Annotated in this window: 28 protein-coding genes and 1 riboswitch; of the genes, 16 read left to right on the top strand and 12 right to left on the bottom strand. The window is 53.8% G+C overall.

Annotation, left to right across the window (positions count from 1 at the left end):
- Positions 1–99: 99 nt before the first annotated feature.
- From CFBP6623_RS16725 to alr, 3 genes are all read right to left on the bottom strand, one after another.
- Positions 100–603, bottom strand: coding sequence for a BA14K family protein (locus CFBP6623_RS16725; protein ID WP_046800770.1), 504 nt, complete (start codon positions 601–603; stop codon positions 100–102).
- A 177-nt stretch (positions 604–780) separates the two neighbouring features.
- A complete protein-coding gene (locus CFBP6623_RS16715; protein WP_046800771.1) occupies positions 781–2,037 on the bottom strand; it encodes a D-amino acid dehydrogenase in 1,257 nt (418 codons plus the stop codon).
- 7 nt (positions 2,038–2,044) lie between these two features.
- A complete protein-coding gene (gene alr / locus CFBP6623_RS16710; RefSeq protein WP_046800772.1) occupies positions 2,045–3,211 on the bottom strand; it encodes an alanine racemase in 1,167 nt (388 codons plus the stop codon).
- 127 nt (positions 3,212–3,338) lie between these two features.
- Between alr and CFBP6623_RS16705 the strand changes: the two genes are divergently transcribed.
- Positions 3,339–3,797: an Lrp/AsnC family transcriptional regulator gene (locus CFBP6623_RS16705; protein WP_046800773.1), complete on the top strand. Its 459-nt coding sequence runs from the start codon at positions 3,339–3,341 to the stop codon at positions 3,795–3,797.
- A gap of 215 nt (positions 3,798–4,012) precedes the next feature.
- On the opposite strand, the gene thiD is transcribed toward CFBP6623_RS16705, so the two are convergent.
- The 5 genes from thiD to CFBP6623_RS16675 are packed head-to-tail and all read right to left on the bottom strand — an operon-like array spanning position 4,013 to position 7,925.
- On the bottom strand, positions 4,013–4,810 hold the full coding sequence (gene thiD, locus CFBP6623_RS16695; RefSeq protein ID WP_046800774.1) for a bifunctional hydroxymethylpyrimidine kinase/phosphomethylpyrimidine kinase: 798 nt from the start codon (positions 4,808–4,810) through the stop codon (positions 4,013–4,015).
- A complete protein-coding gene (thiE, locus tag CFBP6623_RS16690; protein WP_046800775.1) occupies positions 4,807–5,469 on the bottom strand; it encodes a thiamine phosphate synthase in 663 nt (220 codons plus the stop codon). The genes thiD and thiE overlap by 4 nt, the downstream gene beginning before the upstream one ends.
- Positions 5,456–6,196 carry a hydroxyethylthiazole kinase gene (locus CFBP6623_RS16685; RefSeq protein WP_046800776.1) on the bottom strand — a complete coding sequence of 247 codons (741 nt, stop codon included), beginning with the start codon at positions 6,194–6,196 and terminating at the stop codon, positions 5,456–5,458. Before CFBP6623_RS16685 ends, thiE begins: the two co-directional genes overlap by 14 nt.
- Positions 6,193–7,143, bottom strand: a complete 951-nt coding sequence (locus CFBP6623_RS16680) for an ABC transporter substrate-binding protein (RefSeq protein WP_046800777.1) — start codon at positions 7,141–7,143, stop codon at positions 6,193–6,195. The genes CFBP6623_RS16685 and CFBP6623_RS16680 overlap by 4 nt, the downstream gene beginning before the upstream one ends.
- Entirely contained in the window at positions 7,140–7,925 is a 786-nt protein-coding gene (locus tag CFBP6623_RS16675) for an ABC transporter permease (RefSeq protein ID WP_080842798.1), read from the bottom strand. Before CFBP6623_RS16675 ends, CFBP6623_RS16680 begins: the two co-directional genes overlap by 4 nt.
- A gap of 128 nt (positions 7,926–8,053) precedes the next feature.
- A riboswitch (TPP riboswitch) is annotated at positions 8,054–8,156 on the bottom strand.
- 26 nt (positions 8,157–8,182) lie between these two features.
- On the opposite strand from CFBP6623_RS16675, the gene CFBP6623_RS16670 reads away from it, so the two are divergent.
- The 8 genes from CFBP6623_RS16670 (at position 8,183) to CFBP6623_RS16645 (ending at position 14,539) form a co-directional block, all read left to right on the top strand.
- Positions 8,183–8,404 (top strand): hypothetical protein, encoded by a 222-nt coding sequence (locus CFBP6623_RS16670; RefSeq protein ID WP_137002557.1) that lies wholly within the window; start codon positions 8,183–8,185, stop codon positions 8,402–8,404.
- A 65-nt stretch (positions 8,405–8,469) separates the two neighbouring features.
- Positions 8,470–9,795, top strand: coding sequence for a DUF6538 domain-containing protein (locus tag CFBP6623_RS16665; protein ID WP_080842797.1), 1,326 nt, complete (start codon positions 8,470–8,472; stop codon positions 9,793–9,795).
- Positions 9,796–9,881: 86 nt separating this feature from the next.
- On the top strand, positions 9,882–10,061 hold the full coding sequence (locus tag CFBP6623_RS26870) for a hypothetical protein (protein WP_080842796.1): 180 nt from the start codon (positions 9,882–9,884) through the stop codon (positions 10,059–10,061).
- 182 nt (positions 10,062–10,243) lie between these two features.
- Positions 10,244–11,134 (top strand): hypothetical protein, encoded by an 891-nt coding sequence (locus CFBP6623_RS16660; protein WP_080842795.1) that lies wholly within the window; start codon positions 10,244–10,246, stop codon positions 11,132–11,134.
- Positions 11,135–11,298: 164 nt separating this feature from the next.
- Positions 11,299–11,475, top strand: a complete 177-nt coding sequence (locus CFBP6623_RS26865; protein ID WP_167379181.1) for a hypothetical protein — start codon at positions 11,299–11,301, stop codon at positions 11,473–11,475.
- A 36-nt stretch (positions 11,476–11,511) separates the two neighbouring features.
- Positions 11,512–12,981, top strand: a complete 1,470-nt coding sequence (locus tag CFBP6623_RS16655; RefSeq protein WP_167379180.1) for a KAP family P-loop NTPase fold protein — start codon at positions 11,512–11,514, stop codon at positions 12,979–12,981.
- A gap of 19 nt (positions 12,982–13,000) precedes the next feature.
- Positions 13,001–13,720 (top strand): hypothetical protein, encoded by a 720-nt coding sequence (locus tag CFBP6623_RS16650; protein WP_080842793.1) that lies wholly within the window; start codon positions 13,001–13,003, stop codon positions 13,718–13,720.
- A gap of 36 nt (positions 13,721–13,756) precedes the next feature.
- The gene (locus CFBP6623_RS16645; RefSeq protein ID WP_080842792.1) at positions 13,757–14,539 is read left to right on the top strand and encodes a hypothetical protein; all 783 of its coding nucleotides are present in this window, start codon (positions 13,757–13,759) and stop codon (positions 14,537–14,539) included.
- 83 nt (positions 14,540–14,622) lie between these two features.
- On the opposite strand, the gene CFBP6623_RS16640 is transcribed toward CFBP6623_RS16645, so the two are convergent.
- Entirely contained in the window at positions 14,623–15,255 is a 633-nt protein-coding gene (locus CFBP6623_RS16640; RefSeq protein WP_080842791.1) for a recombinase family protein, read from the bottom strand.
- A gap of 483 nt (positions 15,256–15,738) precedes the next feature.
- On the opposite strand from CFBP6623_RS16640, the gene CFBP6623_RS16635 reads away from it, so the two are divergent.
- The 6 genes from CFBP6623_RS16635 to CFBP6623_RS16610 all read left to right on the top strand — a co-directional run bounded on the left by CFBP6623_RS16635 (position 15,739) and on the right by CFBP6623_RS16610 (position 19,249).
- A complete protein-coding gene (locus CFBP6623_RS16635; RefSeq protein ID WP_137002555.1) occupies positions 15,739–15,999 on the top strand; it encodes a hypothetical protein in 261 nt (86 codons plus the stop codon).
- A gap of 74 nt (positions 16,000–16,073) precedes the next feature.
- Positions 16,074–16,484, top strand: a complete 411-nt coding sequence (gene tnpA / locus CFBP6623_RS16630) for an IS66-like element accessory protein TnpA (protein ID WP_080842790.1) — start codon at positions 16,074–16,076, stop codon at positions 16,482–16,484.
- A complete protein-coding gene (gene tnpB / locus CFBP6623_RS16625) occupies positions 16,481–16,828 on the top strand; it encodes an IS66 family insertion sequence element accessory protein TnpB (RefSeq protein WP_080842789.1) in 348 nt (115 codons plus the stop codon). The genes tnpA and tnpB overlap by 4 nt, the downstream gene beginning before the upstream one ends.
- A 45-nt stretch (positions 16,829–16,873) precedes the next feature.
- On the top strand, positions 16,874–18,529 hold the full coding sequence (gene tnpC / locus CFBP6623_RS16620; RefSeq protein WP_233282618.1) for an IS66 family transposase: 1,656 nt from the start codon (positions 16,874–16,876) through the stop codon (positions 18,527–18,529).
- Positions 18,530–18,590: 61 nt separating this feature from the next.
- Positions 18,591–18,953: a hypothetical protein gene (locus CFBP6623_RS16615; protein ID WP_137002554.1), complete on the top strand. Its 363-nt coding sequence runs from the start codon at positions 18,591–18,593 to the stop codon at positions 18,951–18,953.
- Between the two features lie 44 nt (positions 18,954–18,997).
- On the top strand, positions 18,998–19,249 hold the full coding sequence (locus tag CFBP6623_RS16610; protein ID WP_137002553.1) for a hypothetical protein: 252 nt from the start codon (positions 18,998–19,000) through the stop codon (positions 19,247–19,249).
- Positions 19,250–19,327: 78 nt separating this feature from the next.
- Here CFBP6623_RS16610 and CFBP6623_RS16605 read toward each other — a convergent pair whose 3' ends face one another.
- From CFBP6623_RS16605 to CFBP6623_RS16595, 3 genes are all read right to left on the bottom strand, one after another.
- A complete protein-coding gene (locus CFBP6623_RS16605) occupies positions 19,328–20,686 on the bottom strand; it encodes a hypothetical protein (protein WP_080842787.1) in 1,359 nt (452 codons plus the stop codon).
- A gap of 68 nt (positions 20,687–20,754) precedes the next feature.
- Positions 20,755–21,087 carry a zinc ribbon domain-containing protein gene (locus tag CFBP6623_RS16600; RefSeq protein ID WP_080842786.1) on the bottom strand — a complete coding sequence of 111 codons (333 nt, stop codon included), beginning with the start codon at positions 21,085–21,087 and terminating at the stop codon, positions 20,755–20,757.
- Between the two features lie 11 nt (positions 21,088–21,098).
- On the bottom strand, positions 21,099–21,809 hold the full coding sequence (locus CFBP6623_RS16595) for a hydrogenase maturation nickel metallochaperone HypA (protein WP_137002552.1): 711 nt from the start codon (positions 21,807–21,809) through the stop codon (positions 21,099–21,101).
- A gap of 150 nt (positions 21,810–21,959) precedes the next feature.
- On the opposite strand from CFBP6623_RS16595, the gene CFBP6623_RS16590 reads away from it, so the two are divergent.
- On the top strand, positions 21,960–22,214 hold the full coding sequence (locus CFBP6623_RS16590) for a helix-turn-helix domain-containing protein (RefSeq protein WP_045021911.1): 255 nt from the start codon (positions 21,960–21,962) through the stop codon (positions 22,212–22,214).
- The last annotated feature ends 68 nt before the right edge of the window (positions 22,215–22,282 follow it).

Genomic DNA, 22,282 nt, shown 5'->3' with positions numbered 1-22,282 from the left:
CGCCTCAAGGGCGAGGATGACGGAGGAGACGTTGGCGCGCATCGCCAGTATCAGGCTCAGCCTCTCTGCTGTCGCTTCTGCTGGAAGCCGCTGTCGCGATTAGCCCGCGACGCAGAAATGACGCTGGCCGTCATAATCCGTGTAGGTGCCGGTGCGTGTGTTGAAGCTCCGGTAGCGCTGCGAGCAATAGTCGTACCAGGCGTTGGTCCACGGCTCGATGGTGCGATAGGTGGCGCGCTGGCCATAGACCGGGCGGCTGTCATAAACCGGCTGCGGGCGATAGACCGGTGCCGGACGATAGACGGGTGCGGGGCGGTAGACCGGCTGCGGCCGGTATTCCTGGTAATCCGGCTCATCATAGACATAGCTCGGCTCATAACGGCGCGGCGGGTCGATGTAGACGCGCTCATCATCCACCGGTGCCGGGCGGGAAAGGGCGGAGCCGACGGCGACACCGGCGGCAAGGCCAAGTACGCCACCCAGAATGGCGGCGTCGCGGCGGTCACGGCGGCCCCAGTCGTCGGCAGACGCGGTGTTGAAAGGAACGATGGTCGCGGCGGCAACGGCGACGGCCAGAACGGTTTTAGCTGCAAAGGACGACATGGTCTTTTTCCATCCAGAACGGCAGGGGCGCTGCCAGTTGCAAATTCGATGGTTAAAGAAATATAGCGCCGCTGCTGAACGGGTGCTGAATGAATTGTGGCGTGTTGACGGCCGAAATTCGAGCGCGTCCCGATTTTCGAAAGCCGCGCCGCCGGGTGGCGGCGCGGCAAGCATTGATCATGCGGCGTAACGGCTGATCGCCAGATCGTGCGTGTCGATCTGCGGCTTGGTCCCGCTGATGAGATCGGCCAGCACGCGGGCGGAACCACAGGACATGGTCCAGCCAAGCGTGCCATGGCCGGTGTTGAGGTAAAGATTGCTGTAGCGGGTGGCGCCGATGACAGGCGTGCCGTCAGGCGTCATCGGGCGCAGGCCGCACCAGAATTTCGCCTGGGTCTGATCTCCCGCGCCACCGAACAGGTCTTCGACCGAATGGGTCAGCGTTCCCTGCCGTGCGGCCGGCAAATCCTTGCTGAAACCGGCGATCTCCGCCATGCCGCCGACGCGGATACGCGAACCCAGCCGGGTGATCGCCACCTTGTAGGCCTCGTCCATCACGGTGGAGACGGGCGCGCGCTCCTCCTTCACGACCGGAATGGTGATGGAATAACCCTTGACCGGGTAGACCGGCAGATCAAGACCGAGCTGGCGCACGAATTGCGGGGAATAGCTGCCCAGCGCAGCAACGAAAATATCGGCTTCCATAAGACCCTTGGTGGTCTCCACGGCCTTGATGCGGCCGGCTTCCACGATCGGGCGCATGATGCCGGTATCGTAAATGAAGGTGACGCCGGCCTCTTCCGCCATGCGGGCAAGCTCGGTGGTGAACATGAAGCAGTCACCGGTCTCGTCGCCGGGCAGGCGTAGGCCCCCGACAATCTTTTCTCTGGAAGGAGAAAGACCGGGTTCGATGGCAGCGCAGCCGTCGCGGTCGAGAATTTCGAAGGGCACGCCGCCGGCCGTCAGCACGTCGACATCCTTGCCGATGGCGTCGAACTGCTTCTGGGTACGAAAGACCTCCAGCGTGCCCTGCATGCGCTGGTCATATTGAATGCCGGTTTCGTCGCGCAGCGCCATCAGGCAATCGCGGCTATATTCGGCGATGCGCACCATGCGGCTTTTGTTGATGGCATAACGTGCCGAGGTGCAGTTGCGCAGCATCTGGCTCATCCAGCGCCAGGCCGCCGGATCGGCCGTCGGGCGAATGATCAGCGGCGCATGTTTCATGAACAGCCATTTCATCGCCTTCATCGGAATGCCGGGGGCCGCCCATGGCGAGGAATAACCGGGCGAAACTTCACCGGCATTGGCGAAGCTGGTTTCGAGCGCTGCGGCCGGCTGGCGGTCGATCACCGTCACCTTGTGTCCGGCTTTGGCCAGATACCAGGCAGAGGTCACGCCGACGACGCCGGCTCCGAGGATAGTGACGTTCATGATCGTCTCACTTGTGATTGACTGATGTTGAAGCGGTCGCCGGGGTTTCTCCCGGCTGGATATAGCTGCGGCGGTAACGGCGTCCGAGGCCGGTCAGGATTTCATAGGCAATCGTGCCCGCGTCGTTTGCAATGTCTTCCAAAGTCTGGTCAGGCCCGATCATCTGAACGAGGCTGCCCTGGGTTAATGTTCCCTCAGGCAGGGCCGATATGTCGAGAATGATGCTGTCCATCGAAACGCGCCCGGCAATCGGCAGGCGAATGCCATTATACCACGCCGCCCCACGATTGCTGAGTGAGCGGGGCAGACCATCGGCATAACCGGCGGCGATTGTCGCAAGACGTGTAGGGCTTGCGGCTTCGAAAGAACCGCCATAACCGACCAGCGAACCGGCGGGCACGGTGCGGGTCTGGATGACGGCGAGATCGAGACGCACGACCGGTTTCATCGGGTTGGGGCGGGCAACGGACGGCGCGCCGCCATAAAGCGCGATGCCGGGGCGCAGCAGATGATTGTGGTAATCATTGCCCAGAAAGATGCCGCCGGAATTGGAAAAGCACAGGGGCGCATCGGGGAAAGCGGTGGCGACCTTTCGCATCACCGCAAGCTGCGCGGCATTGGAGAGGTGTTCCGGCTCGTCGGCGCAGGCGAGGTGGCTCATCACGAAGGCGATGTCGAGACCTTCGAGCAATTGCGGCTGGGAGGCGAGGACTTCCAGCTCTGCGGGGGAGAGACCGAGACGGCACATGCCGGTATCGATCTGCACTGCTGCCGGCAGCGTCTTGCCGAGATGGCGCGCATGGGTCGACCATTGTGCAATCTGCTCCAGCGAGTTCAGAACCGGGGTGACGGCCATGGCGGCGCAGGAGGTCTCATTGCCGGGCTGAAGACCGTTGAGCACGAAAATCCGTGCCTGCGCCGACAGACGAAGCCGGAGCGCCAGTGCTTCATCGATATGGGCGACGAAGAAATTGCGACATCCCGCCTCGAACAGGGTTTGCGAGACGATATCTGCGCCGAGGCCATAAGCGTCTGCCTTGACGACCGCTGCCGTTTGCGAGGCCGGGGCCATCGCCGCAAGCGTCAGATAATTGTCGCGCAATGCACCAAGATCGATAGTCAGATGGCCGCTTGCACCACCGGCTGCCTGCTGGCGGCTGATCTGCATGTCCATGGTCGTTCACCCTCATTTTTATCCCATGAGAGTATTGCAACGATTATCGAATTTCTTGGCGATTGTTCGAAGAAAATGCGATATAATTCAAAATCGCGCAATTTTCTTTGTCGGATTGGAATTTTCTATGTCGTCACTTGATGCGACCGACCGTCACATCATTCGCCTGCTTCGGCTCAACGCCCGCATCAGCAATGCAAAACTGGCAGCGGAAGTCGGGCTTTCGGCCTCGGCCTGCCTGCGCCGGGTCGATATCCTCGAACGGGAAGGCATTATTCGCGGATATACGGCGCTGACCAGCGGCCTTGCGGGTGGTGAGGTCATCTCGGTCATCGTGCAGATCACGCTCGACCGCCAGACGGAAGATTTTCTCAACCGTTTCGAAAATGCGGTGCGGCGGTATCCGGAAATCCGCGAATGTTACCTGATGACGGGCGGCTCGGATTATTTCCTGCGCTGCGAGGCGGAAAGTGCGGGGGATTTCGAGCGGATTCATAAGGAGATTTTGTCGAAATTGCCGGGGGTTTCGCGGATTCATTCGAGTTTTGCGATCCGGAATGTGTTGGCGACGCCGAAGGCGAAATAGCGTCGAGTGTGGGGCTTACCCCCTCTGTCCTGCCGGACATCTCCCCCTCAAGGGGGAGATTGGGTGCGGCAGTCGCTCGGTCCCATGCGACCGTCTCACTAATGATCCCGTGGCTTACGGAATGTGGTGAGCAAGCCGCTTGTCGATCTCCCCCCTTGAGGGGGAGGTGTCCGGCAGGACAGACGGGGTAAGCCGCATGCTCCACCCTCGCTTTGTTACCCCCACCACCGATAAAAATGATGCACCGGCCCCCGCCCATTCCCAACGGCAAGTCCCCGCCCAGCCTCAAGCGCCCCGTTCAGATACTCCTTCGCCAGCCCTACCGCCTCTCGCAGCTCACAACCCTTGGCAAGATGAGCCGTAATCGCCGCCGCCAATGTGCAGCCGGTGCCGTGGTCGTTCTTCGTATCCACCCGCGGTGCGGCAAGCGCCAACATGGTGCCATCAGCAAACAGATAATCCGTGCTCTCGGGCCCATCGCCATGCCCACCCTTGATGAGCACGGCTTTTGCACCGGCCTTGAGGATCGTCTCGGCCTGGCGGTTGATGTCCGTCTGTGCCTCCGCCATCGGCGTGCCGGTCAGCAGCGCCGCTTCGGGCAGGTTCGGCGTGACGATGGCGGCCAGCGGCAAAAGCTCCCGCCGCAATGTCTCGATGGCGTCCTCATGCAGCAGCCGGTCGCCCGATGTCGCCACCATGACAGGATCAAGCACCACCGGTTGCGATTGCCGCCGAAGCCGCTCCGCAATGGCGGCGATTGTCTCTATCCGCGATACCATGCCGATCTTCACCGCATTGACGGCAAGATCGGAAAAGACCGCATCCATCTGCGCAACGATGGTGGTGACCGAAATATCCTCCACCGCCGTCACGCCCCTCGTGTTCTGGGCGGTGATGGCGGTGATGACGCTGGCTGCATAGGCTCCGAGCGCGGAAAAGGTCTTGATGTCGGCCTGAATGCCTGCGCCGCCACCGCTGTCGGAGCCGGCAATGGTCAATGCAATTGGTGTCATGGTTGTCTCGCTTTCAGCGCCGCGTCAATTGCAGAGCGGAAGCCCTTGGTTGCGCTGGCAATATCACCTGCCCGGAAGATGGCGGAAATAACTGCGACACCATCCGCGCCGGCCTCGATGACAGATGGCACGCGGGCAAGGTCGATACCGGCAATGGCGCCAACAGGCATATCAGGCCGCCATTCCTTCAAAAGGGCGCGAAGCGTCGCAAAACCATCGATACCGACCGGCTTGTCGGGGTTCACCTTGGAGACCGTCTCGAAAACGCCGCCGATGCAGGCGTAATCGGCGGGCATGGAGGCCGCCCGTTCGGCATCGGCGCGGTTCTTGACGGTGAGGCCGATGATCGCCTTTTCGCCGAGAATACGCCTTGCGGTCTTTGCATCCATGTCATCGGCGCCGAGATGCACGCCATCCGCGCCGGAGGCGAGCGCCACATCGATGCGGTCATTGATAACAAGCGGCACGCCGGTGCCGGCGATGGCTTCATGAATGGCGCGGGCGTTGTCGATCATTTCGCGCGTCGAGCCGTGCTTGTCGCGATACTGCAGAATGGTCGCGCCGTTGAGTGCGGCGGCCAAAGCAAGCTCGGCCAAGGGCGCGACATCGGCAAGGCTGGCATCGACCAATGCGTTGAGGCGGTAATCAACCTTGTTCATGCTCTATCCTCGCGTGATTGATGATGTCTTCCCCCGAGATTTCGGAAAGCGCATCCAGAAATGCCGGTTCGAAGGTGCCGGGGCCCCTGGCCTGTTTTGCAGCCAATTCGGCGGAAACGCCTGTGACAGCAAGGGCTGCGGCCGCTGCCGTCAGCGCATCCTTCTCCACGGCCATGAAAGCGGCGATGATGCCGCCCGAGAGGCAACCTGTGCCGGTCACCTTCGCCATCCATGGATGACCGTTGACGATCCTGACGCCACGGGTCGTGTCGCGGAGATGATCGACCGGTCCGGTTTCGATCCGCACCGCGTCAGGCACATTGCCGATCAGGCTCATCTCGGCGCGGTTACCGCGCACGATGGTGGGGGAGAGGGCGATGAGTTCGCGGGCAAATTCCAGACGGGACGGCGAGTAGTCGCAATGCACCGGGTCGACGATCCACGGCTTGCCGGATGCATTGGCGATCTCGATTGCCAGCCGGATGACCTTGCGCCGCTCGGCATCCAGCGTGCCGAGATTGACGGTCAGTGCATCAGCCTTGGTGACGAAGCTCTCTATTTCTTCCAGGGAAGTGGTCATCGACGGAATGCCACCGATGACGGTGATGCCGTCGGCGGTGAATTTTTGCACCACGGTGTTCATCAGGCAATGCACGCGCGGGCGCGTCTTGCGCACCCGCTCCAGAATGTCGGCGGCTTTTGCCGCTGTTGGAAAAGTGCCAGTCATGGCTGTTGCAGCTCCACGGCGATATCGTCTGCCTTCGGTGCCTGTTTGATCAGTTGCATATCCCGCATGAACTCACCGAAACGGACATAGCGGCTGCGGTCGAGTGCGGCGGGACGCTTGGCGAAACGCGGCAACGTGTCGAAGAAAGCCTGCTTGTTCAGCGCATCGTCAAGGTTCGGATAGGCCTTGATGAAAAGCTGCCAGGATTCCTGCGGGTGGTTGGTGATGAAGATCGCGGCCTGCTCCACGGCGGAGAGGAAACGCGGCAGGCGGCTGTCTTTTGCGAGATCGCGATGGGTGACGAAGATCAGCTCGTCATAGGCCGGCACGCCATGCTCCTCCGGGAAGAACGAGCGGCCTTCATGGCCTTCGAGCTTCATCTGCGTCAGTTCGAAATTACGGAAACCACCGAGCGTTGCATCCACTTTGCCGGCGATAAGCGATGGTGAGAGCGAGAAATTGACGTTGATGAGTTCGACATCATCCTTCGTCAGCCCGTCCTTTTCCAGCATGCGCTTCAGCATAGCATCTTCAAAACCGGAAACGGAAAAACCGACCTTCTTGCCCTTCAGGTCTTTCAGGCTTTTGATCGGCCCGTCGGCCAGAACCGTGACGGTGTTGAGCGGGGTTTCGACCAGCGTGCCGAAACGCACGAGCGGCAGACCGGCATCGTGATCGAGATAGAGGTTCGGCTGGTAATGCACGCCGATATCGGCCTGTTTCGCCGAGACGAGGCGCGGCACGGCGGAAGGGTCGGCCGGCGGCACCAGTTCCACGTCCAGTCCGGCATCGGCAAACAGACCGCGTTCCCTGGCGATCACCATCGGCGCATGATCGGGGTTCACGAACCATTCGAGCAACACGGTAAGCTTGTCGGCGGCCTGCGATTGCATGGGGGCAAGCGCGGTTGTTGCGGCGATGACGAGGGAAAGAAGCGTTCGTTTCATGGTGCCGAAAGTCTCCGTAAATATCTGAGAGGAATGGTGTGTTCTGTTTCCTTGGCCCAGGGGGCCAGATTGGCGGTCGCCCGGTCGACGATGAGCCGCAGCAGCACCGCCATGACGGCGAGAATGGCCATGGCGGCAAACATCGTGTCGGTCTGCATGCGGGCATTGGACTGGATCATGACGAAACCGAGCCCGGCTGATGCGCCCACCCACTCGCCAATGACGGCGCCAAGCGGGGCGAGTGGGGCGGCCACCCTCAGCCCGGAAATGAGCGACGGCAACGCCAGCGGCACGCGCAGCCGCGTGAGGATCTGCCAGTGGCTCGCCTCCGTCAGCGAGGCGGCATCGAGAATGGCGCGATCCGTGCGGTTCAGGCCATCGGTGAAGGAGGAGGCGACCGGAAAGAAGATGATGATCGCGGTCATCACCACTTTCGAGGCCATGCCGAAACCGAACCAGAGCACGAGGATGGGGGCGAGTACGAAAACCGGAAACGCCTGCAGCACGAGAACCATGGGCCAGACGAGGCGGCCAAGACGCGGGATGGCGGCGACTGTAAAGGCAACGAGGATGCCGGCGGCGATGCCTGCCGCAAGCCCGAACGCCATTTCGCCTGATGTCACCATGGCCTGCCCGAACAGGAAGCCGGGCTGGCGCCAGAAGGCGGCGGCGACATCGGCTGGCGACGGCAGGATATAGCGCGGCGGCGCAAACAGCCACGTGCCTGCCTGCCAGAGAAGCAGCAGAAGGCCGATACCGTTCAATGCATGGGTGGCACGCATGAGCCGGACCTCAGACGCAAACGCACCATGTGCGAAGGACAGAAGGTTTCAGCATCATCATTCGGTCTCCAGATGTGACAATCACGGAGATCATGGCCAAGCGGAGAAGAGAAAGGGCAGCGCCTGAAGGGTGCGACAGTTTCCGTTCCTACGCCGGCATGACCCGGATCAGGTATATAAGGGTTCGGCGCAATGCCGTCTCAGTGCCGCAGCACACCCCTCGGAAGAGGTTGATTTCTTAGGAGAATTCAAAACTCATGTCAAATGTTCTTCTTCTAATGTTCCTTTTTGCGCCGCCGCATCGGCAAATTGCCAATGAAATTGCTAATAAGTCTGCCGGAGCGGTTAAATCAAAAACAAAATACCAGGCGATTTCTAAGTTGTTTTCAAAATATATTTCTATATCTGACTTGCTTTCAAAACGAATTGAAAGTAAAAAATTCAGCATTAGCAAATTTATAGTTGACGAATATTCGTGATCCCGGGTATAGAATTCACAATCGAAGGAGGTTTCTTCCAGTTGCATTGATGAGGTTTTAGTTCCATGATTACGCAAAATTACATTCATAAACGGCAGAACGGTTATTATTACTTCTGCGTCAACATCCCAACGCGATTGCTCTCGTCAACGACGAGACGGCAAATTCTTCGCTCTTTGAGGACCAGAGATTTAGCGACGGCGAAGAAGCGGGTGGCGACGCATGTCGCTCAAATCCTGCCGCTCTTCGATGAAAACCGTCTGCCCGATGAAGCTCATATTGACTACAAGCGGGTTAAGGCAACCGCCGAGAAACTGACCGGAAAGTACGAACCGCATAAGGCAGTTTCCGAACAAACCGTCGATCAGTTGATAGAGCGTATCAATGAAATCGTTGATGTCCGCGCCGTGATGCCGAATCCAAATGTTGTGCAGACCGCTGCTTTAGTCGGCGCAATAGAGACGCCGTCGCTCTCTTGGGTAGAGGCATTCGAAAAATTTAAAGCTCTCTCTTCGGAGAAGGTGAAGGGTAAGAACGAGCTTCAGACAAAACGTTTCTGGCGGCGCTACGAAGTTAAGACCGAAGATTACATCGCTGCGATGGGGGATACTGATGTGCTGAAGATCACCAAGACCGATGTAAAAAAATACCGTAAAGTTTTGAAGGAAAAGATCGATAACGGCGAGTTTCTAAGCAACGAAGCTAATAAGAAGATTAGTTGGCTTGGGGTCATATTGGAAACCGTCTTCGATGAGGAATACGAAGGCAGGGAAAATCCCTTCGCAGGCATCAGGATTTCTGGCTACGAAGACGATGGCAAACGAGCACCGTTCACGGCTACCGAGATATCAGCCGTTACCGAAGGCTTGAAAACGTCAGGCGCACGACCTGAAATCAAAGCTCTTATCCGCATTGGCATGTGTACAGGTGCGAACGCGAAGGAAATCGCGCTACTCACGCCGACCGATATACATCTCGATGCGCCTGATCCGTACATTTCCATTCGCCCCAATGAACTTCGCGGCAAGGTGAAGCGGGGAGGGGCGCGTCACAGAGATGTGCCGCTAGTTGGCGATGCGCTCGCCGCCATGCGTGAATTTCCAATCGGCTTCACTATTTTCCATACGAATGAAGGACCAACTCAGGTCAACTGCGCGATGTCGGACTTTTTCAGGAGGGTCACGCCGGGCAAGGGGAAGGGCTTCGGAAGCTTCCGTCACAACATGGCGGATTGGCTTCGCCGGAGCGGTGCGAATGACACCCTGAAGGATTCAATTCTCGGGCACACAAACACCAAATCCCATTCGATGCACTACGGCGATGGATACGATATCGAGAACAAAAAGGAGGCGCTGGAAAAAGCTATCCAATACGCAAAGCTACCAATCTAAAAAGCCGAATATCAACTCAATATGCTGAAACGTGAAATGAATTTATATTATGAATACCGGCATATTCCTATCATGGAATATGAAAATTGCAGAAATTCACATTTGAAAAGCTCGTTAAGAGCGAGAAATTACGAAACGAATTCTTCGATCACTATGATTGGCTAATTCGTATCGCCAAAGAAAAAGGCTTTATCGACGCGGCTCTCGCACTCGCTAAGGCGAAAAAACGGGTTCAAGATGAACTCAATCTAATCATCTACTACTAAGGGAGAAAGATACAGCAGTGAGTGCGTTGCTGGTGTTTCTCGTATCTTACTGACATCGATAGCTTTTGCATTCGTGTTTTCTCGGCAACGTTAAAGTCGTTGAAGGAGCGGCGGAATGCTTGACGGAATCAGCAACCTACTTGAAGATTCCAGCGTAAGTTGGTTTTAGGTAGGCAAAATTGATGTCGGAAACTAATATAGCTCAGCGATACAATGCGGATGCCGTCTGGTACGAAGAGAAAATTCCAATTCGCGGCAATCACTTCAAGCTTTCCGATGTTAAGTTTTCCTACCGCGAACTTCAGCAACTCAACGCGCGTGAAGGGGCGTCGATCATCGGTAAACTCGTCAAGCTTGAAAACGAAAGTGATGAAGCCTTCGTAAGCCGAAAGGACTTTCTTCTTAAAGATGCATTCAGAGTTACTGTCTCTATAATTGGTTTTGAGGGACAGACTGTGTACGGCGAAACGCAAGACGTATTCGACGCTGACGATGTACCGTTCCCAATTAAAGCGGTTTATTTTACGAACCTTACTGCGTTTAAACGGAACGCCAACGGCAACAAGCCTTCCAATTTTTTCTCAGTCACGCTGACTTTCGACAAACCGCCCTTGTTCGATCCAAACCCGCTTGTTTCAGACCCCACTCCGAACGAAAGCGAAGCCGTTCTTGAATGCCAAGACGTGACCTTCTTCAGGGCTGCACAGACAATTGTGCGCCAACGCCTCAATTCGAAGAGGAGATGGTACTCGTTCATCCACGCAAAATTCACCTATGACATCGGGCTATGGCTTTGCGCTTTTCCTTACGCACTATACTGGATCGCAGTTTACGCCGAATATTTCTTCCCCGAAGATCGTCCAAACTGGTCCTACCGCATAGCGTTCTTCATTTATAGCATCGGCATTTCATTGTTCGCGTACCGCGCTCTCTTTGGATATGTGAAATGGGCATTCCCCGTGAACCGTCTCGAAGAGAACAAAGATGCCGCGACCGCGAACCGTATTGTTCTTGGGGCGATTTTTTCAAGTTTGTTCCTCACCGCTCTCGCGTCGGTTTTGGGAATCTCATGACGCCAGTCGGCTATTGCGCGCCCCCGTTTTCCATCGGCAGGTAATATTAGCTGCTGTGGATAGAATAATGTTGCAACAATATCATTGACGAATCTTCGCTGGTTCTCACTATGCGAAGCAGCGGCAGCGCCTTCATTTGTTTTCTAAATGAAAACGTGCGCCCAATGCCCAAAATCACCATAAAATTCCTGGGACTCGAAGTTACCGCGCAAGGTGTGCTGTCAGTTGTGCTGGCGTCGGTCATCGCCCTAACTGCATTAGCAGTAATCTGGGCATATCTCGAAAAGCGCGACCTTCCTCGTAAAAATAGTATTGCAAGCCAAACTCAACGCATGATTTAGTTTGCATAGGGGTAGATTACAAATCAGGCGGCTGACGTGTCATACTGGACTAGAAACCAAGACAAGCTTGGGCGGGCTGAAGAGTCGGCATACATCATCAAGTTTCTTCAGCAGCGTGTGCTTGAACGAATTGAACGCGGCAAGATCGGCTCATATGTCCTGAACATTGATGCGACATGGGGTGAAGGCAAAACCTTTTTTATGAAAGGGCTATGTGCCGACCTGAAAGAAGCTGGACATCCAGTGATTATGATCGATGCATGGCGGGATGACTTCTCAGACGATCCTTTGACCGCTGTCGTTGCCGAATTCGATCAATTCCTTACCAAATTCAAATCTTCCGACCGGTCCCTGAAGACAAAGGTCAAAGCTGCGGGTAAAGAATTCAGGCGGAACGTTGGGAGGCTGTCGCTGTTAACAGCAAAGGGCATTGCAAAGCGAGCGACAACATATGTCGTGGGTGAAGCCGCAGGAGAAATTGCCGAAACCGCAAAAAACATCGTTTCCGGAAAAGTCGAATTTGAAAATATCTTTGATGACGCTACCGGCGAAGTGATTAAAATTGCCGAAGCCAATATCGATAAATTCGCGGAACGGAAGCTGGCGCAATTCAACGAAGCAAAGCTCAGTCTTGATAGTTTCCAGACAAGCTTAGGTAAAGCAGTGGGGGTTCTCACGGCTAAAACCTACAGCCCTCCTTTTTTTATTCTCATTGACGAGTTGGATCGCTGTCGCCCAACTTACGCAATCGAAATGCTGGAGCGTATCAAGCACCTATTTGAAGTCGAAAACGTTGTGTTCGTTCTTGGCACTGACACCACCCAACTGGCGAATTCGATCAAAGCAGTTTACGGAAGCAAATTCGATAGTCGGCACTATTTGGCAAGGTTTTTTGATCGCTCGTACATGCTCGCAGCGCCAGAACGCTTAGAGATGGTGAAACATCTCATTAGCACGTCAACAATGGAAGAAGACAAGAGGCGAATTTCGATTGGCATTGACGAAGCCACCTACATTTCCGCAATTTGCAAGCGATTCGATTTAGAGATTCGCCAGATCGAAAAAGCTATCGATCTGCTATCAGTAATTTGCTCAACATGGGATGAAGTGGTCCCGATAGAAACGACACTAATATTCCCTATGATCGTCGCGTTTCTCAAGGGAAATCCCTTGAATACTAAAGAAGAAATAGACGAAGTTTTTCTTATAAAAAACCGAAACAATTCTTATTATGACCTTTCAATAGACAACAAAAGTATCAACGAATTATATTTAACTATAAGTAAATATTCACATCAGACTTTATTTCAAGCCCACAAAGACAAAGTCGCACTACATGACAATGCCCAATGGCATGCCCAGAGCTTTGTTTTTCAAATTGGTTACGAGATACTTGAAGCTGAATATGACTTTATGCAACGGAAAAGCCGACGACCGATTTTTGCATCCTATGCAAATCGTATCAAAATGGCGGGTCGATTTATCCAGTCAGATATAACTCTTTAAACGGATAATTGGTGAGTAGATGAAGAGCGTTTGGAACCGGATAAATTGGCTTATCGTCGCTTTAGTTTCCACAACTGCATACATCACATTCATTGTATGGAAGGTCGAATTTTATAAAATATGGGTCTTTTTATCTTCACCAGACCTGAACGAAGTTGGTGATTTTCTCGCGGGTGTCTTTTCACCATTAGCATTTATTTGGCTAGTGGCGGCAGTTCTTACTCAAAGGCAGGAATTGGTTGAGACACGAACTCAATTCAAGGAAAATCAAGAAGTTGTTGATGCGCAATTGAGAACAATCAACAAACAATCTGAATTGCTACAACAGCAGCACACGTTGGCTGAAGAGACCGCAAAAAAGACCTACCGATTAAGCTTGTTTGGTGAGAGATATAATATTTACAGCGACTTCGTGAAGTTCGGAAAAAAATTTCCAAATATGCATGATTTGGACGCTGCCTATTTGGAATTGAACGACCTAATACAACGCGCCCGCTTTGTTTTCGGTGATGATATATGTGATTGGTTCGAAGAAATTTCGGACGGCATTTACGATCTAATTCAGCTTCGTCAATGCCCGAAAGTCCCATCAGTCGGCTCCTATGGAGAAACGATCATGAAGTTCGATGATGAAACAAGAGTTTTGATAAATGAACGTCGAAGCTGGCTCACAGATCAGTTTCGGTTGCCTACGGAACGAGATCGATTTTACAACTCTATGCGAATTAATGACAACTGATTAGCTTTACCGGCTGTTCAAATAAAAGAGCAAACCATGAACTCCAAACCGCAAAAGCCGAATACTGAAGAAACTGCCCAACAGAAAGCCTTGCCCATCTGCGGTATCATCATGCCCATTGCTGACATGGCAGGGTATGAACCCGGTCATTGGGGTCGTGTTCGAATTGCATTAGACGAAGCTATTAAAGAAGCTGGCTATTTTCCACGAATAGTGAGTGAAAGCGAAGAAACTGGCGTTATTCACGGGAGGATCGTCCAAAATCTTTACGACGATCCGATTGTTGTTTGCGACGTGTCGGGAAGAAATCCCAACGTCATGTTCGAATTGGGAATGCGACTGGCTTTCGACAAACCAACTATCATCATCAAAGATCATAAAACGGAATATTCGTTCGATACATCGACGATCAAACACATCAATTATCGTGCCGATCTGCGTTTTGACGACGTGCGCGAATTTCAAGAAATAGTCGCTGCGGCTATTATCGCGAGTGTCAAACTGAAGGATGCTGATCCAGACTACTCACCATTTCTGAAACATTTCCATCGCGTGAAAGTCACTGAACTACAAACCCAGGAAGTTGGTTCTCAACAATTCATTATCGACCAATTGCAGGGGGTTCAAAAAGAGATCGCACGTTTATCTAGTCGGCTCACGGAGATTAATGAACCGAAGAGGCAGACGTTATCTCCGACCGATAGGTGGAAAATGAAACCTACTCAGGCTGACCTTCTGGCATCAGGGCAGATAATCTCGATGCCGGAAATAGTAATCGTAGGTGACGACTTTAACTCTGATGTCGCGGATAAAGAGTGACGTTGACCACAAATTCAGCCAGTGCCGGTCAAACCTCCAGCTTTCTACCAGCATTTCCGCCATATTCCACTATTATAGAACAATCACATACCCCATCTCTGCAATGCGGTTTCAGCCGCTGCCGGGTCTGCTTTAATGCGGAGAATGGTCTGTCGTGTAAGTCCTGTCACTTTGGAAATGGCTGATGCGCCTGCATCGTTTGCCAGCATGTCCATGACATCACTAAAGCCTTTCCTGTCGAAGCTTGGCTTCTTCCCTCGATACAGTTCGCGATCACCCTTCTTCGCTTCAATACCGGCTCTCTGAGCGGCTTTCGTCGCTTCTGCCTGTGCTTGGGCGGTTGCTGCCATGAAGCCAATCAGGGCGTCTCTGACTGCCTTCTCAATTGGCTCGTCAGTCGATCCATCGAAAGTCATTTTGTTGATGACGGTTCGGACGATTACACCCATTTTCATGAAGTGTCGAATGGTCTCGGTCACATCCTCGTAGTTCCTGCCAAGACGGTCTACCCAACGAACAACAAGTACATCACCTTTGCGCAGCTTGTCGAACAGTCGCCTTCCTTCTGGTCTTTCGGAAAGCTTTGTGCTGACACCTGAGACCCCATGATCGGCAATTACCTCATCTATTTCGAAACCGGCTTCCCGCGCATGGGTTTCCTGATGTGAAAGGTCTTGTTCGAGGGTTGATACGCGGGCGTAAAGGATGGTGGTCATAGCGGCTCCAAGTGTCCGAATAGGTCTTGACCGATTAAATGCATGTACGTTGACTGGAGTCAATCCTATCGGACACCAATTAGATTGGGGTTTTGGATGTACGCAGAGCTATACCTTATCGGACACACTAGCCCCTTGCGTTGCACGATTGGCAGACGCTGGATCGATTATCTTGAAAATTGCGATCTTCCGTACAATGATGACATCGCTGGAACTCGAATGTGTATCGCGACAAGGAAATTATGTAATTTATCAATAATTTAGTTGATGAAACTACATTAATTTGATACAGTATAACAGTCGCAAAAGAACTCATCCTTGGAGTTCAACGCGGTAAAAATCCCTCAACTAAATAAGAAGCAACCGATTTTCGGTAATCAGGGGTCCGCTCACTAGAGCGATCTTGGTTTTCTTTATTAATTTTTCACATGTGCCATTTCACGAATGGCGCAATTAGATTTATATTGCCTATTACAGAGAAAGATGACAATCAATAAAACAAAAGAATGGGTTTTAGATACTATTATCCAGAAAGCAGAATTCGATATAATAAATTCAGACAATGCAAATATGCGAAGAGCGCCAAATTACATTAGAAAAAATTCTTTTATTATTACATTGCAATTACAAACTTATGGTAGTTATCAAAACATTATCGAGGCACAGCGCAAAGTTGAAAAAGCTTTCGGACGCTATCACGCCTCTGTTCTCAGACCTCAATGCTTTAACACTGGTAAAGTGTAAGCCCACGGTGAGGGCCGTCTTGCGAGCTTGATGCGAACATCGGAAGTCCTAGTGCAAACACTAGGAGTAGTCCTATGACGAAGCATCCGATTGAAGTGATCACGTCTGTCGAGCGCCGTCGGCGCTGGTCTCGCGAGGACAAAGAGCGGCTAGTTGCAGCCTGCCTTGAGCCTGGTGCGGTTCTTTCCGAGATTGCCCGTGCGGCCGGCATCCACGTGAGCCAGCTCTTTCGGTGGCGCAAGGAACTCTGCCGAATCGAGGAACCGAGGCCTGATACGGCGAGCACGTTGGTGCCCGTGATCGTGTCGGAGGCCTCGCCGGCAGTCCAGCCCGCCGCCACGGAAACGCCAGTCGCGCCGCAACCCCGTCGGAAGCGTAGCGATGTGACGATTGAGCTGGGCCGCGGTCGCCGTGTCCGTGTGGACAGCGACATCGACACGGAGGCGCTCGGTCGCATTCTCGACTGTGTGCTGGGTCGGCGATGATCCCGGTCCCCGCTGGTGTGAAGGTCTGGCTGGCGACAGGCCATACAGACATGCGCAAGGGTTTCCCTGGTCTGTCACTGATGGTGCAAGAGACGCTGAAGCGCGATCCGATGTGCGGACACCTGTTCGTCTTCCGCGGTCGTGGCGGTGGCCTGATCAAGGTCATCTGGCATGATGGCCAAGGAGCCTGCCTGTTCACGAAGAAGCTGGAACGTGGACGCTTCATATGGCCATCGTCGGCCGATGGGACGGTCGTGATTACCCCTGGGCAACTCGGTTATTTGCTGGAAGGGATCGACTGGCGGATGCCGCAAAAAACCTGGCGACCGACGTCGGCCGGATAAGCAAAAACGCTGGAATCGCTGGATGGAATATGATTCCATCAGGTCATGGACGATGCGGCTGAACAGCTTCCCGACGACCTTGCCGGCGCACTTGCGGCCCTGGCGGCGGAGCGTGCTCTGCGGATTGCGGCCGAGGCAGAGGCCGCGACCGCCAAGGCAGAGGCCGCCAGCGCGAAGGCGCTCGTATCGCATTCCGAGGCGCTAATCGCGCGGTTGAAGCTGGAGATCGAGAAGGTCCGCCGCGAGCTCTACGGCAGCCGCTCCGAGCGCAAAGCGCGGCTTCTCGAACAGATGGAACTGCAGCTCGAGGAGCTGGAGGCTGATGCTGGCGAAGATGAACTGGCGGCGGAGATCGCAGCCAATGCCTCGACCGTCAGGGCCTTCGAGCGCAAGCGACCATCACGGAAACCGTTCCCCGAACATCTGCCGCGCGAGCGCGTCGTCATCGCTGCCCCGACGAGTTGCCCCTGCTGCGGCTCGGCCAAGCTGTCGAAGCTCGGTGAGGACATCACGGAGACCCTGGAGGTCATCCCGCGTCAGTGGAAGGTCATTCAGACCGTGCGGGAGAAGTTCTCCTGCCGCGAATGCGAGAAGATCTCGCAGCCGCCAGCACCCTTCCATGTGACGCCGCGCGGCTTTGCCGGCCCGAACCTTCTGGCGATGATCCTGTTCGAGAAGTTCGCCCAGCATCAGCCGCTCAATCGCCAGAGCGAGCGCTATGCCCGCGAGGGGATCGACCTCAGCATGTCGACGCTGGCCGATCAGGTCGGCGCTTGTGCAGCGGCCCTGAAGCCAATCCATTCGTTAATCGAGGCCCATGTCCTGGCGGCCGAGCGACTGCATGGCGACGACACGACCGTGCCGATCCTGGCGAAGGGAAAGACCGATACGGGCCGCATCTGGACCTATGTCCGGGATGACCGGCCGTTTGGCGGGCTGTCACCGCCTGCGGCTTTGTTCTACGCATCGCGAGACCGGCGACAGGAGCATCCCGAACGCCACCTGAAGACCTTCTCCGGCATTCTGCAGGCGGATGCCTATGGCGGCTACAATCCGCTGTTCAAGGTAGATCGCGATCCCGCGCCTCTGCGCCAAGCACTTTGCTGGGCACATTCACGCCGCAAGTTCTTCGTGCTGGCCGACATCGCCGCGAACGCCAAACGTGGCAGCAAAGCTGCGCCGATCTCGCCAATGGCATTGGAGGCCGTCAAACGGATCGATGCCCTGTTCTATGTCGAACGGGAGATCAACGGTCTTGCCGCCGAGCAGCGTCTGGAGCGCCGCCGCAAAGACAGCCAGCCACTCGCCGAAGAGCTGCATGATTGGCTCCAAACCGAGCGGGCAAAATTGTCGCGCAGTTCTCCCGTCGCCGAGGTGATAGATTACATGCTCAAGCGATGGGATGGCTTCACGTCATTCCTGGAAGACGGCCGGATTTGCCTGACGAACAATGCTGCCGAACGAGCGCTCAGAGGCTTTGCGCTCGGCAGGAAGTCATGGCTGTTTGCCGGATCGGATCGTGGTGCTGAACGTGCGGCGTTCATGGCGACACTGATCATGAGCGCCAAGTTCAATGACATCGACCCGCAGGCCTGGCTTGCCGACGTCCTCGCCAACATTGCGGACACGCCGATCAGCAGGCTCGAGCAATTGCTGCCGTGGAACTGGACACCCAAGACGCTGAGTGCTCAGGCGGCCTGACCTGCGGCCTTCGCCGGATGCTTACGGTAAAGTGTCACGGCGGAACAAAAAACTACAGCCCATGGCTTTCACAGCTTTTGATATTGAAGGAAGTCGCGAAAACGGCTTTCAAGTAAATTCGCTTTATCCGCATGCTCATGGAGCCATTTTGTTTCATGAAAGAACACTTGAAAATTTCCGGCATAATAATCGTAGGTTTTTGACTCCGGAGGGCGGATATAAGATAACTAACCCAACAGCCGATATTTCATTGATAGACTTTAAGCCGGTAGATAGCTTGTGCGACCTCGACCAATTTCTGGGCTACTCGCTGAAATTTGAACGGCACTTGAGAGATAATCGAACAAATTATGCTCCGTTCAATTTCTACCCAGCGCCGTCCATCGATTTTCCATTTTGGAGCCGCTTTGGTGACCAAACGTGATCGGTAATTGAGCCCTACAGTTTATCTCACTATTAGGACGACGAATGAAATCAAATGGGTTTGGAAGTTTCAAACAACAGATCGTCGTTCATGTAGATCAAGGTCTCGCCTCGCTATTCGAAAACCATAGTAGCTTTGCTAAGAAAGGTACGATTGATGGACGCCATACGTTCGTTTGGTCGAGACTTTCAACCCGAAAAGGAGATGATGAGGGGGCGACTTCGCATCTCTCAGCCGTATTAAAAAACATTCCTGAAAACGCTTGGAGCATCGACTGGGGCAATTCACTGTATTGATCTCGGAAGCAAGCGAATTTTCATCCTGTCGCCTCCGGCAAGAACGTGCAATTTCCCCGCGATTTCATTCTGAAAAGCTCATCTGAAGCGAGGGTCTTGAGGGACGATGAGTCCACCAGTCTTATTTCTCTGTCCAATAACTTCGCGCTTTTTCAATCTCGCGTTTTCGATACCGGGTGGAAAAAACGATGCCAGTTTTTGGCATGCCTTCCAGTGTTGATAATTCATATCTTTCATCCCCGTTAGAACGACAGCCATTGTAAACAACTTGTTCAACTCGTGCGCTTTTCGAGACACGGCTTGCTTATCGATCCTTGGGTCACGCTTTAAAATTTCCGCCTCATCCCTCCGGAAGTGCGCTTCCGCTTTTTCCATCTCTTGTCGTGACAGATAAGGCGGGAACTGATTTTCTCTGGCTTTGAAGCAAGCGCGGATAGAGTCGTAGCCTTCATAAAGGTCCAGCAACGCCGCGACATTGATGTTGTCGTATTCGGTCATCCCCGCGTCCGGTGCGACGCTGGCGGGCTGTTCCTGATTCATCGGCGTTTTAAGGTGACCAGTGTTGGCGCTTTTATTTCCTGAAGCGAGAGCTGCGTTTGCCCCGCTAATGTCCCGTCTGTTTTTGAATGCGCTGATATTGTCATCAATGTCTTCATAGCAGGCGTCTGAATCGCCAATTGGATGCTTCGCCAACGAGTCCCAGGTTCCGGCATTGAAGATCATTGACTCAAGTACACATTGATCGCCATCGCGCCACGTTGCGATCAGGAGCCGGCTGCCCGCAATGTGCTTTAGCGTCATAGGTCCGGCTTCCTCACCGCCATGCGGAAAGCGAAACTGCTGACCCGTCTTGAGATCACTTACGAAGGCTATCGAACAACTCGATCCGCAGCCGATTTGCGTAATCGCGTACTGTCCGGAGAAATTCACCCCTGCCTTCATGCCGTTGGAGATGCGTGTGCGAAAAGTGGCGAAGTCGCGATCCCTACCTTTGAAATCGGGGAGTCTGATCGGAGCTGAGTAGATGCCGGATACAGGAAATCTGTCCATAGACAGGAATGGCAGATCGGCATCCGAGACTACTTCAATGTCGTCGCCTTCATCCATTCCTTCGTTGTCGAGAGCTTCTGCTTGAGCAATGGCGCGTTCATCCCAAAGCGCAGCCATAAGATCGTATTTTCGATCCAACTCATCAGCGCTCAGGACTTTGATAGTCGTGATACAGCGGTTTTGACGAACGACCTCGACAAAGCGTGCGCTGCCTTTTTGTCGATAGATGGAAACGACGCTGCCATCCTTTCGTCCGATATCTTCCGAATGGGATTTTAAATCCGCATTGTGGCGTTGAATATCTGCTTCCTTCAGGCAAGCAGAATTGGCGACTGTTGCCGATACGACAACCGCAAGAAACGAAATGCCAGAGAGTTTCGCAAGCATCAGCAATCCATCAGTTGCATTAAAATCTACAGGGCACGCGGGCGAATATTTCGCCTCTGATCTCCAAATTAGACGACCTTCGGTCTGGTGAAGAGTACGAACATCCCAAGGACGATTGCGCCTAATACCCACACGGTCAGCACCATCGCCATACCAATACCTGTCCCGATTGCCGCTCCGGCTTGTTCCGCACCCGTAAGAGTCCCCATATCTTTCGTGGCAGCATTGAAGCCTGCAACAGCCCATAGCAGCATCAGCGCGTTGAATCCGATGAAGGACCATTTGAACAGTTTCCCGAAGAAACCGCGCTTTGGCTTACGAAGCTGTGTACCGCAAGATGGGCATTTGAATGCCGCGTCGCTGACGTTGTTGTTGCATTCCGGGCAGCTGATAAGCGCCATGGTCAATTCTCCTATTTGGAAATGTCAGTGAATTTGAAAAGGAATTCTGGAGCGGTCATTGCGCCGCGAATGGTAATGCTTTGTTCGAACAAGCCGTCCGCTTCAGCGCGGATGAAGTTGCCGGAAACCTTTACCTTGTCGCCAACCGACATATTTACGAGGGCAGCGTAAATCGGAGTTCCCTTTTCGATCAGGGTCGAATGCAGGATATCGGACATCGCGTTATTCCATGTCGCCAGATCAATATTCGGCGCGACACGAACGATGACTATCGCGTTGCCGTCACTGTTGGTTTCCAGCTTGCGAAGTGTCCCTAGCCATCCTTCAGCGCGAAGCTGTCCATCCACCGCTTTCAAGATCGCCATACGGCGTTCGTCTCGCAAAACACTTTGCTGAAGTTCGTTTCCAGAAGATTCAAAACGGGTTTTGTAGTCGCTGATTGCTGCGATGAAGCTTGCCTGCTGTTCTGGCAAAAGCGAGGCGGCAGATTTTACGGCTGACGCAGGAACAGCGTTGGTACCGTTGCCAGCAGCAGCGCCTTTCTCTGACTCACCCGAACCAAAAATTGCAGTGGCAATCATCAGCACGACGAAACCGCCGCCAAACCACTTCAATTTCGTAAAACGCCTGCCGCCCTTACCGCACTGCGGACACGACTTCGCCTTCACCGGAAACTGCTTTCCGCAGTCTTCGCATGTTTTCCATAAACTGTCTGATTTCACTTAGCCCTCTTTTAGTCCCTTAAATTCAACCAGTCGTAGGCGTGTTAGCTCGCGTTTTCCCACCACGAGATCACTCTTTAATATGGAATTTTTCCATATCGGATTTTTCCATATACTTAAAGAGCCCTTTCAACCAAAGAGGGCTTTTTCTTGCAAAAAACGATCTGGTCTAAAGGTCATCGCGCTCTCATTGACCTCATTATCGATAAGCGGAAAGCGGCAGGGCTAAAGCAAGAAGACGTAGCTAAAGCGCTCGGGCAGACACAGCCTTGGGTAGCGCATCTCGAAAGCTACGAACGGCGTGTTGATGTGATTGAGTATGTGAGGATTGCTCGGGTCATTGGCTTTGATCCCAGCGCAGAGTTAGAAGCGCTTGCACCGGTCATTTTGGGTGAGCAACCGTAGCCCTAAATTGTCCCGGAGAAGAGAGATAAAGACGCGATTACCGCGTAAATTGCTAATGGAATTGCTAA

The sequence above is a fragment of the Agrobacterium tumefaciens genome (assembly GCF_005221385.1).
Taxonomy (GTDB): domain Bacteria; phylum Pseudomonadota; class Alphaproteobacteria; order Rhizobiales; family Rhizobiaceae; genus Agrobacterium; species Agrobacterium tomkonis.
Note: the sequence above shows the minus strand (reverse complement) of the source record. Positions and strands in the feature narration are given on the sequence as shown.

Coding starts and splice junctions, on each gene's coding strand:
- CFBP6623_RS16645 (WP_080842792.1), top strand. CDS start 13,757: ATGAACTCCAAACCGCAAAAGCCGAATACTGAAGAAACTGCCCAACAG.
- thiD (WP_046800774.1), bottom strand. CDS start 4,810: ATGACACCAATTGCATTGACCATTGCCGGCTCCGACAGCGGTGGCGGC.
- CFBP6623_RS16635 (WP_137002555.1), top strand. CDS start 15,739: ATGACAATCAATAAAACAAAAGAATGGGTTTTAGATACTATTATCCAG.
- CFBP6623_RS16675 (WP_080842798.1), bottom strand. CDS start 7,925: ATGCGTGCCACCCATGCATTGAACGGTATCGGCCTTCTGCTGCTTCTC.
- CFBP6623_RS16715 (WP_046800771.1), bottom strand. CDS start 2,037: ATGAACGTCACTATCCTCGGAGCCGGCGTCGTCGGCGTGACCTCTGCC.
- CFBP6623_RS16610 (WP_137002553.1), top strand. CDS start 18,998: ATGAAATCAAATGGGTTTGGAAGTTTCAAACAACAGATCGTCGTTCAT.
- CFBP6623_RS16725 (WP_046800770.1), bottom strand. CDS start 603: ATGTCGTCCTTTGCAGCTAAAACCGTTCTGGCCGTCGCCGTTGCCGCC.
- CFBP6623_RS16670 (WP_137002557.1), top strand. CDS start 8,183: ATGTCAAATGTTCTTCTTCTAATGTTCCTTTTTGCGCCGCCGCATCGG.
- thiE (WP_046800775.1), bottom strand. CDS start 5,469: ATGAACAAGGTTGATTACCGCCTCAACGCATTGGTCGATGCCAGCCTT.
- CFBP6623_RS16705 (WP_046800773.1), top strand. CDS start 3,339: ATGTCGTCACTTGATGCGACCGACCGTCACATCATTCGCCTGCTTCGG.
- tnpC (WP_233282618.1), top strand. CDS start 16,874: ATGGACGATGCGGCTGAACAGCTTCCCGACGACCTTGCCGGCGCACTT.
- CFBP6623_RS16665 (WP_080842797.1), top strand. CDS start 8,470: ATGATTACGCAAAATTACATTCATAAACGGCAGAACGGTTATTATTAC.
- tnpB (WP_080842789.1), top strand. CDS start 16,481: ATGATCCCGGTCCCCGCTGGTGTGAAGGTCTGGCTGGCGACAGGCCAT.
- CFBP6623_RS26865 (WP_167379181.1), top strand. CDS start 11,299: ATGCCCAAAATCACCATAAAATTCCTGGGACTCGAAGTTACCGCGCAA.
- CFBP6623_RS16680 (WP_046800777.1), bottom strand. CDS start 7,143: ATGAAACGAACGCTTCTTTCCCTCGTCATCGCCGCAACAACCGCGCTT.
- CFBP6623_RS16605 (WP_080842787.1), bottom strand. CDS start 20,686: ATGCTTGCGAAACTCTCTGGCATTTCGTTTCTTGCGGTTGTCGTATCG.
- CFBP6623_RS16640 (WP_080842791.1), bottom strand. CDS start 15,255: ATGACCACCATCCTTTACGCCCGCGTATCAACCCTCGAACAAGACCTT.
- CFBP6623_RS16600 (WP_080842786.1), bottom strand. CDS start 21,087: ATGGCGCTTATCAGCTGCCCGGAATGCAACAACAACGTCAGCGACGCG.
- alr (WP_046800772.1), bottom strand. CDS start 3,211: ATGGACATGCAGATCAGCCGCCAGCAGGCAGCCGGTGGTGCAAGCGGC.
- CFBP6623_RS16650 (WP_080842793.1), top strand. CDS start 13,001: ATGAAGAGCGTTTGGAACCGGATAAATTGGCTTATCGTCGCTTTAGTT.
- tnpA (WP_080842790.1), top strand. CDS start 16,074: ATGACGAAGCATCCGATTGAAGTGATCACGTCTGTCGAGCGCCGTCGG.
- CFBP6623_RS16685 (WP_046800776.1), bottom strand. CDS start 6,196: ATGACTGGCACTTTTCCAACAGCGGCAAAAGCCGCCGACATTCTGGAG.
- CFBP6623_RS16660 (WP_080842795.1), top strand. CDS start 10,244: ATGTCGGAAACTAATATAGCTCAGCGATACAATGCGGATGCCGTCTGG.
- CFBP6623_RS16615 (WP_137002554.1), top strand. CDS start 18,591: ATGGCTTTCACAGCTTTTGATATTGAAGGAAGTCGCGAAAACGGCTTT.